The sequence below is a fragment of the Pseudomonas sp. AGC41 genome (genome assembly GCF_057334555.1).
Window position 1 is genome coordinate 18,578 of record NZ_JBHFJB010000125.1, and the last position, 8,002, is coordinate 26,579.

Annotated in this window: 8 protein-coding genes; 4 read left to right on the forward strand and 4 right to left on the reverse strand. The window is 62.0% G+C overall.

Annotated elements, in window-relative coordinates; genetic code table 11:
* The first annotated feature begins 180 nt into the window (after positions 1–180).
* A complete protein-coding gene (locus tag ACE04F_RS21620) occupies positions 181–1,374 on the forward strand; it encodes an MFS transporter (protein ID WP_486109853.1) in 1,194 nt (397 codons plus the stop codon).
* Here the strand turns inward: ACE04F_RS21620 and ACE04F_RS21625 are convergent.
* Positions 1,368–2,405, reverse strand: a complete 1,038-nt coding sequence (locus ACE04F_RS21625; protein WP_486109854.1) for an alpha/beta hydrolase family protein — start codon at positions 2,403–2,405, stop codon at positions 1,368–1,370. The genes ACE04F_RS21620 and ACE04F_RS21625 overlap by 7 nt on opposite strands.
* A gap of 183 nt (positions 2,406–2,588) precedes the next feature.
* Positions 2,589–3,197, reverse strand: a complete 609-nt coding sequence (locus ACE04F_RS21630; RefSeq protein WP_305500692.1) for an FMN-dependent NADH-azoreductase — start codon at positions 3,195–3,197, stop codon at positions 2,589–2,591.
* Between the two features lie 128 nt (positions 3,198–3,325).
* Between ACE04F_RS21630 and ACE04F_RS21635 the strand changes: the two genes are divergently transcribed.
* On the forward strand, positions 3,326–4,234 hold the full coding sequence (locus ACE04F_RS21635; RefSeq protein WP_486109855.1) for a LysR substrate-binding domain-containing protein: 909 nt from the start codon (positions 3,326–3,328) through the stop codon (positions 4,232–4,234).
* Positions 4,231–4,581 carry an MmcQ/YjbR family DNA-binding protein gene (locus ACE04F_RS21640; RefSeq protein WP_486109856.1) on the forward strand — a complete coding sequence of 117 codons (351 nt, stop codon included), beginning with the start codon at positions 4,231–4,233 and terminating at the stop codon, positions 4,579–4,581. The genes ACE04F_RS21635 and ACE04F_RS21640 overlap by 4 nt, the downstream gene beginning before the upstream one ends.
* A gap of 140 nt (positions 4,582–4,721) precedes the next feature.
* Here the strand turns inward: ACE04F_RS21640 and ACE04F_RS21645 are convergent, their stop codons facing one another.
* Both ACE04F_RS21645 and ACE04F_RS21650 read right to left on the reverse strand, forming a co-directional pair.
* On the reverse strand, positions 4,722–5,144 hold the full coding sequence (locus ACE04F_RS21645) for a DUF1294 domain-containing protein (protein WP_486109857.1): 423 nt from the start codon (positions 5,142–5,144) through the stop codon (positions 4,722–4,724).
* Positions 5,141–5,971, reverse strand: coding sequence for an undecaprenyl-diphosphate phosphatase (locus ACE04F_RS21650; RefSeq protein ID WP_486109858.1), 831 nt, complete (start codon positions 5,969–5,971; stop codon positions 5,141–5,143). Before ACE04F_RS21650 ends, ACE04F_RS21645 begins: the two co-directional genes overlap by 4 nt.
* A gap of 270 nt (positions 5,972–6,241) precedes the next feature.
* Here ACE04F_RS21650 and ACE04F_RS21655 point away from each other — a divergent pair, with 270 nt between their 5' ends.
* On the forward strand, positions 6,242–7,876 hold the full coding sequence (locus ACE04F_RS21655) for a methyl-accepting chemotaxis protein (protein WP_486109859.1): 1,635 nt from the start codon (positions 6,242–6,244) through the stop codon (positions 7,874–7,876).
* The last annotated feature ends 126 nt before the right edge of the window (positions 7,877–8,002 follow it).

Here is an 8,002-nt window from a genome sequence, read left to right on the forward strand (position 1 = left end):
CCCCCCCACAGTGGGTTTGTGCCAACCATGAGGTCGGACATCACCGGATCAGGGTGGGAGCGAGCCCGCTCGCGAAGACGCTATACAACCTCCAGCGGGACAAACCGTTAGCCTGCTTCCTTTTCTCCCCCGCACGCGCCATGATGAAGCACTCTTACCGCTGCCCGCGAACGAGCCGCCATGCCAACGCCCCAGCCCGCCCCCAGTTCCCTGTCGGTCACCTTGCAGATCGTCTCCATCGTTTTTTATACCTTCATCGCCTTCCTCTGCATCGGCCTGCCGATTGCCGTGTTGCCTGGGTATGTTCATGAGCAACTGGGCTTCAGCGCGGTGGTCGCCGGGCTGACCATTGGCTCGCAGTATCTGGCGACCTTGCTCAGCCGGCCCATGGCCGGACGACTGTCGGACAATGTCGGCACCAAGCGGGCGATCGTCTACGGCCTGGTGGGCATTCTGCTCAGTGGCGTGCTGACGCTGTTGTCGACGCTGCTGCAAAGTTTTCCGTTGCCCAGCCTGTTGATCCTGATTGCCGGGCGTTTGCTGCTCGGGGTCGCCCAAGGCCTGATCGGCGTCGGCACCATCAGTTGGTGCATGGGACAGGTCGGCGTGGAGCACACCGCTCGCTCAATTTCCTGGAACGGCATCGCCTCCTATGGCGCCATCGCCATCGGCGCACCGCTGGGCGTGGTCATGGTCGGCGGCCTGGGCTTCGCCAGCCTGGGCATCGCCTTGTCGTTATTGGCCGGCGGCGCATTGCTGCTGATTCGCAACAAACCCTCGGTGCCGGTCGTGCGCGGCGAGCGCCTACCCTTCTGGGCTGTGTTCGGACGCATTGCACCGTTCGGGACAAGCCTGTGCCTGGCCTCGATCGGCTACGGCACCCTGACCACCTTCATCACCCTGTTCTACCTCAGCCGAGGCTGGACCGGCGCCGCCTGGTGCCTGACCGTTTTCGGCGTCTGCTTCATCCTGTCACGGTTGCTGTTCATCTCCAGCATCGCCCGTTTCGGTGGCTTCAGTTCGGCCATCGTCTGCATGAGCATCGAGACCCTGGGCCTGGTGCTGCTGTGGCTGGCGCCGTCCACCGCATTTGCCTTGGTCGGCGCGGGGCTGGCGGGCTTCGGGTTGTCGCTGGTGTACCCGGCGCTGGGCGTGGAGGCCATCAAGCAGGTGCCCAACAGCAGCCGCGGCGCCGGCTTGAGTGCCTACGCGGTGTTTTTTGACCTGGCACTGGCGATTGCCGGACCGTTGATGGGCGCGGTGGCATTGAACCTGGGCTATTCGTCGATATTTTTCTTCGCTGCCTTGCTGTCAATCATCGGCCTGGGCCTGACGCTCATGCTGCGGCGGCGAGCCGAAGGCGCCCATCACTGATCGGCGGTACGCAAGCCTGCCCGGGTCGGCTTGCCCAGTGCCTGGCTGAAGAAGCGACTGGCTTCGGTGATCATGGTGCGGTGGATGTCCTTGCGATCAACGCCGTCAGCATCGGTGCACAGCGCCGGCATGGCGGCGATCTGCTCGTCCGTACAGGGCGCCATGAAAACAAAATGCCCGGCCCCGGCCAACGTCTTGAAATCCGGCGCGGTAGGCAGCTTGCGCGCCAGGGCCGCGGCGTTCTTGTCGAAAGCCACCAGTTTGTCGCCGTCGCCGCTGTAGAGCAGCACCGGCACATGGACGTCGGCCAGCGTGTGGCGGCCGAACTTCAAACTCAACGGCGCCATCAGCAATAGCGCACGGACCCTGGGGTCGGCCACCGGATACAGGTCATCGCGGTCGGCGATCAGTTCTCCCTGGGTATTGCAGGCGTCACGGTCATCCGGTCGCTCCTGGCAATAACGGCGCAGGCGATTGAGATCCGGCGTGGCGCCGGACAGGATCAGCGCGGTTTCGCCACCGGCCGAGTAACCGATCACGCCCACCTGCCCGGCGTTGACGAAGGGCGCCAGCATCGGGTCGTTCAGCGTCGCGGTGATGGCTTCGGAGATCTGGATCGGCCGCCCGTACAAGTTACTCAGCGTACCGAGCCGGCTGTGATCCTGGGCGTTATCGCCGGGATGAATCACCGCCACCACGACGAAGCCCTTGCGGGCCAGCGACGTGGCCAGATCATGCAGGGCCAGCGGCGTGCCGGTATTACCGTGGGACAGCATCAGCAGCGGAAACCGCCCGATGGCGATCTGTGCGTCAGCCGCCGCGTCGATCTGATAGCCGTCCAACAGACTGGATTGTTCCTTCGCGGTTGACGGGTAAAACGCGATGGCATGCATCGGCTGGTGGTCCAGCGGATCAGGAAAATCCAGCTCATGAAAGCCCGCGCTCCAATGCGGATGTGGCGCCGGCGCGGCCTGCACCGAACCGAGACCGCTCACCCAGCAAAACAGCAGCAGCGCACCAAGACGCATCATCGAATAGTCCACCTTCACCCACCCACCGGGAGCCACGTCGCTCGCCGCTCCGGCCATGCACGACCTGCGCCATGATCCCCAGCGCCAAATGCAGGAAAACCCCGCACCCCAGCCATCCGATGACGACGAGAATACAGGGTTTTCCGAAGGTTGCCCGCAGAGCTTGATGCCTCTACGCAAACCTTACGCAGCGGCGAACTGTTGGCTGATCTGCAGCTTGGCCTCGCTGATGGCCTTGGTGCGCATGTCGTCACCGTAAGCCAGGCCTTCGGCGCGAACAAATTCAATGTCGGTGATGCCGAGGAAACCGAACATCAGCCGCAGGTATTGTTCATGCCCCACGCTGCTCGGTTGGCCGGCATGCAGGCCGCCCGAGGTGGAAACGATGACCAGCTTCTTGTCGCCACACAGGCCTTCGGGGCCGGCTTCGGTGTAGCGGAAGGTCTGGCCGGCCACGGCGATGCGGTCGATCCAGGCCTTGAGTTGGGTCGGGATGCTGAAGTTGTACATCGGTGCTGCGATCACCACCGCGTCGGCAGCGAGGAACTCGGCCAGGGTCGACGCGCTGAGGTCAGCTTCGTGCTGTTGAGCGGCGTCGCGCAATTCGGCGCTGGTGCCGGCAGCGACCAGGGTCTGCGCGGAAAAGTGGCTGATGGCGTCAGCGGCCAGGTCACGATAGGTGACGTTGATAGCTGGCTCGGCGGCTTTCCAGGCTTGCACCAGTTCACGGCTCAGTTGGCGCGAAGCGGAGTTGTCGCCGAGGATGCTCGAATCGATGTGCAACAGTTTCATGTGAATGCTCTCCAAGTGAGGATCGCAACCAGGCGATCAATTGAAAACAATCCTATCGATGAAGCCAATCAGAGATAAGTCTGCAAGAATGTGATGGTTCGTTCCACTGACAGGACAATCGAGTCGCCATGCAAGACCTTAATGACCTGTATTATTTTGCCAAGGTGGTTGAAGCCGGTGGCTTCGCAGCCGCCGGGCGCTTGCTGGGCATCCCCAAGTCACGCTTGTCGCGGCGAATCGCCGAGCTCGAAGAGCGCCTCGACGCCCGCCTGCTGCAACGCACCACCCGCCAGTTGAAGCTGACCGCCGTGGGTGAACGTTATCTGCGTCATTGCCAGGCCATGTTGCTGGAAGCGGAAATGGCCGACGAAGCGGTGGCGAGTATGTCCAGCGAGCCCCGTGGGCGTTTGCGAGTGTCGAGCCCGGTGGGCCTGGCGCACCAGTTCCTGCCGGTGATCATCGAAAGCTTCCTGGCAAAATACCCCCAGGTGCAGTTGGAGATGATCCTGCTCAACCGGCGCGTGGATCTGATCAGCGAGGGCATCGACGTGGCGTTACGCGTCCGTGACCTGGGCGACGAAGATCCACTGCTGATGACCCGGCGTTTGCGCCAGGCGCGCCTGACCCTGGTTGCCAGTCCGGCACTGGTTGAAGGGCGGCGGATCGAAACCCCGGAGGACCTCAGGCAACTGCCGGTGCTGGGAGCGCTGGAGGCGGACCGCCTGGTGCATGTGCGCTTGCTCAGTACCGCAGGGCAAAGCGTCGAGCTGGCCCTGGAGGCGCGCCTGGGCATCGACGACTTTATCGTGCGGCGCGCCTGCACCCTGGCGGGCCTGGGCATTACCCTGTTGCCGAGCATGTATTGCGAAGAGGAACTGCGCGACGGCCGACTGGTGGAGCTGTTGCCTGGATGGTCATCACCGGATGGCTGGCTCCAGGCGGTCTATCCTCACCGGCGCGGCATGCTGCCGGCGGTGCGCGCGTGGATCGATCATCTGGTGGAAGCTTTTGCACAATGTGGAGACAGGACGATATGAGCTTGAGCGAAGAGGACGTCGCGCAATTTTGCCTGGGCTTGCCGGGCGCCCGGGAAGACTATAAATGGGGTGGCGTGCGCGTATTCTCGATCGCCGGCAACAAGATGTTCGCCTTGCAGAACCTGCGGGGGGATTCGTTGGCGTTCAAGGTCGACAAGGACCTGTTTCTCGGCCATTGCGACCGCCCCGGCATTCATCCGGCGCCGTACCTGGCCAGGGCCCAATGGGTCATCATGCAAGTGCCCTACCCGCTGGGCGATGAGGAGCTGCGCAGTTTGTTGCGACGTTCCCATCAGTTGGTGGTCAGCAAGTTGCCCAAGCGTACGCAGGTGGGGTTGTTGCTGTAGCGCAATGGGGTTGTCCAGTTATATGAAAGATGGCTTTGCTGCCGCCTTCGCGAGCAGGCTCGCTCCCACATTTAAGCATCAGTGCGCACAGACTTAGTGTGGGAGCGAGCCTGCTCGCGAAGGCAGTCTCCAGCCAGCCATCAGAACAACGCCAACAGATGGCCACCCAGGAACAACTGGTCGATCCAGAACCCCTGGTGCAGCAAAACGATAAACCAGAACACCACTTGAAACGACACCTTGCGGGTCTTGTGGCGAAACACCTGCTGGGCCAGCAATGCGCCCGGCCAGCCACCGGCGAGTTCGACCGCGTGCAGGATGTTCTCCGGCGTGCGCCAGGCATCGGCGCGTGCCTTGCGCTTGTCGCTCCAGTAAAGCAGGAACGCCACAGCACTGACGACTCCGTAAGCCGTCAGCGGCACCCAGGATTCGCCACGGAGCACGAGTAGCAGCGAGCCAAACAGCGGCAACGCGCACAGAACCGCGAACACCATCAGCTTGAGGCGCAGGTTCTGCTCGGCCCCGCCGGTGTTACGTGCGACGCGCCTGGCCGAATCGCTCAAGGCTGCGCAGCCGTCCAGTCGACCCAACCGAATTGCCAGGTCGCCAGGATCAACAGGCCGAACGCGATCCGGTACCAGGCGAACACCGCATAACTGTGGCTGGCGATGAAGCGCAGCAGGCCCTTGACCGCGATCATGGCAAAGATGAACGCGGTGATAAAACCGATGGCAAACACCGGGAAATCCGCCGGGACAAACAGTTCGCGGTATTTGTAGCCCGAGTAGACCGCCGCGCCGACCATGGTTGGCATGGCCAGGAAGAATGAGAATTCGGTGGCGGTCTTGCGCGACAGGCCGAACAGCAGGCCGCCAATGATGGTCGCACCGGAGCGCGAGGTGCCGGGAATCATCGCGATGCATTGGGCCAGGCCGACTTTCAGCGCATCCTTCCAGGTCATGTCATCCAGGGTTTCGGCGTGCACCGTGTGCTGGCGCCTCTCGGCCCAGAGCATCACCAAACCACCCAATACCAGTGCCGCGGCGACCGTGATCGGGTTGAACAGGTAATGGTGGATCCAGTCGGCAAGCAGTACGCCCAGTATCACCGCAGGAAAAAACGCGATCAGCAGGTTGGCGGTGAATCGGCGAGCGCCGGGCTGGGTCGGCAGGCCCAGCATCACGTCGAAGATCTTGCGCCGAAACTCCCAGACGACCGCGAGGATCGCACCGAGCTGGATGATGATATTGAACGCCATCGAGCGTTCGCCACCGAATTCGAGCAAGTCGGCGACGACGATCTGGTGCCCGGTACTGGAAATCGGCAGGAACTCCGTCAGCCCTTCTACCACGCCAAGAATCAATGCCGAAAAGGCCGTCCACAAATCCATTCATCCCCCAGAAAAGCCTGTCGTTTCAGGCCTTGTCACTATTCAAATGTTACGCAGGTGCACGCAGCGGCTGCACGATAACCGCGACCTTGCAAAAAAAACCAATGAAAAATCAGAAGCGACTCAGGTTTTGCGCTGCGGGGCCGAAATCCTATCAGACAAGCCCTGATAACGCTGCCGCGTTATGGCCCAGGTCAATCGCGCATAGACGTCGAGCGTTAAAGTGCCGCCGTCGTTAAATGACAAGAATAAAAACCGGAGTGACAGCGTATGAATAGCTTGCGCAGTGTATCGATCAGCCGACGCCTGTGGCTCATCCTGGTCGTGGCCATCGTGATGTTGTTCACGCTGGGCGCGTTCATGCTCAAGCAGATCCACACCGATCTGTATCAGGCCAAGGTGCAGAAAACCCAACATGTAGTGCAGACCGCCAGCGGCGTGCTGAGCTATTACCATGGCCTGGAGACTGCCGGCACCCTGACGCGCGAGGCGGCGCAGAAACAGGCGCTCAGCGCCGTGCGCGGCCTGCGTTATGACCAGAATGACTACTTCTGGATCAATGACCTGGCACCGGTCATGGTCATGCACCCGACCAACCCGAAACTTGAAGGGCAGAATCTCTCGGCCATCCGCGATCCGAACGGTTTTGCGCTGTTCAACGAAATGGTCGCCATCGCCAAGGCCAAGGGCGCCGGCATGGTCGATTACCTCTGGCCCAAGCCGGGCGCCGAGGCACCGGTAGGGAAAACGTCCTATGTGAAACTGTTCGAGCCTTGGGGCTGGATCATCGGTTCCGGCGTGTACGTGGATGATGTACAGGCCGAATTCCAGTCGCAGTTGATCAAGGCTTCCTTGATCGGCCTGGCGATTACCCTGCTCATGGGCCTGCTGTTGACGCTTATCGTCCGCAGTATCGTTCGCCCGCTCCAGGAAACCGTAACCGCGATGGCCAATATCGCCAGCGGCGAGAGCGACCTGACCCGCACCCTCAATACCCACGGCCAGGATGAAGTGACGCAATTGGCCAGGCACTTCAACGCCTTCACCGCCAAGCTGCGTCAAGTGGTGAGTCAGTTGCAGGCGTCAGCCAGCGAGCTGGGGCAATCATCCAGCGACCTGGGCAACGATGCTGCCCAGGCCCAGCAGCGCAGCCAGCAGCAATCGCAACAGATGGAACTGGTGGCGACCGCCATCAACGAAGTGACTTACGGCGTGCAGGACGTGGCGAAGAATGCCGAACACGCCGCCAGCGAAATGCGCGACGCCGAATCCCAGGCCCAGCAGGGCCAGGTGAACATCGACGGCAGTCTGCAACAGATCGACCGGCTCTCCCAGACCATCGACCAGGCCGTGGAAGTGATCCGCACCCTGGCCAGCGAAAGCACCCAGATCGGTAGCGTGCTGGAAGTGATCCGCTCGATTGCCGAGCAGACCAACCTGCTGGCACTCAACGCCGCGATCGAAGCCGCCCGCGCCGGCGAACAAGGCCGCGGGTTTGCCGTGGTGGCTGATGAAGTACGTTTGCTGGCCCAGCGCACGCAAAAGTCCACGGCTGAAATCCAGGCGATGATCGAACGCCTGCAAAATCATTCCGAGGCTGCGGTGAAAGTCATCAGCGACAGCAGCCGAGCCTCGCAATTGACCATCGAACAGGCCGGACTGGCCGGCGCCAGCCTCAACGCCATCGGCCAGGCCCTGCGCAACCTCAACAGCCTGAACGCCTCCATCGCCAGCGCCACCCTGCAACAGGCGCATGTGGTGGAAGACATCAACCAGAACGTCACCCAGGCCGCCGGCCTGTCCCACAGCACCGCCATGGCCGCGGAACAGTCGAGTGTGGCAAGCGCCCGCCTCAAAGATCTGAGCGAACAGTTGAACGGCCTGCTCAAGCAGTTTCGAGTCTGAGGCTGATGGTCCCTCAGTGGTTTGTGTTGGCCTCAGATTTTGTGCCCAGCGCAACCCCCCTGTGGGAGCGAGCCTGCTCGCGAATGCACTAGCACATTCAGCACTGATGCAAGCTGACCCGCCGCC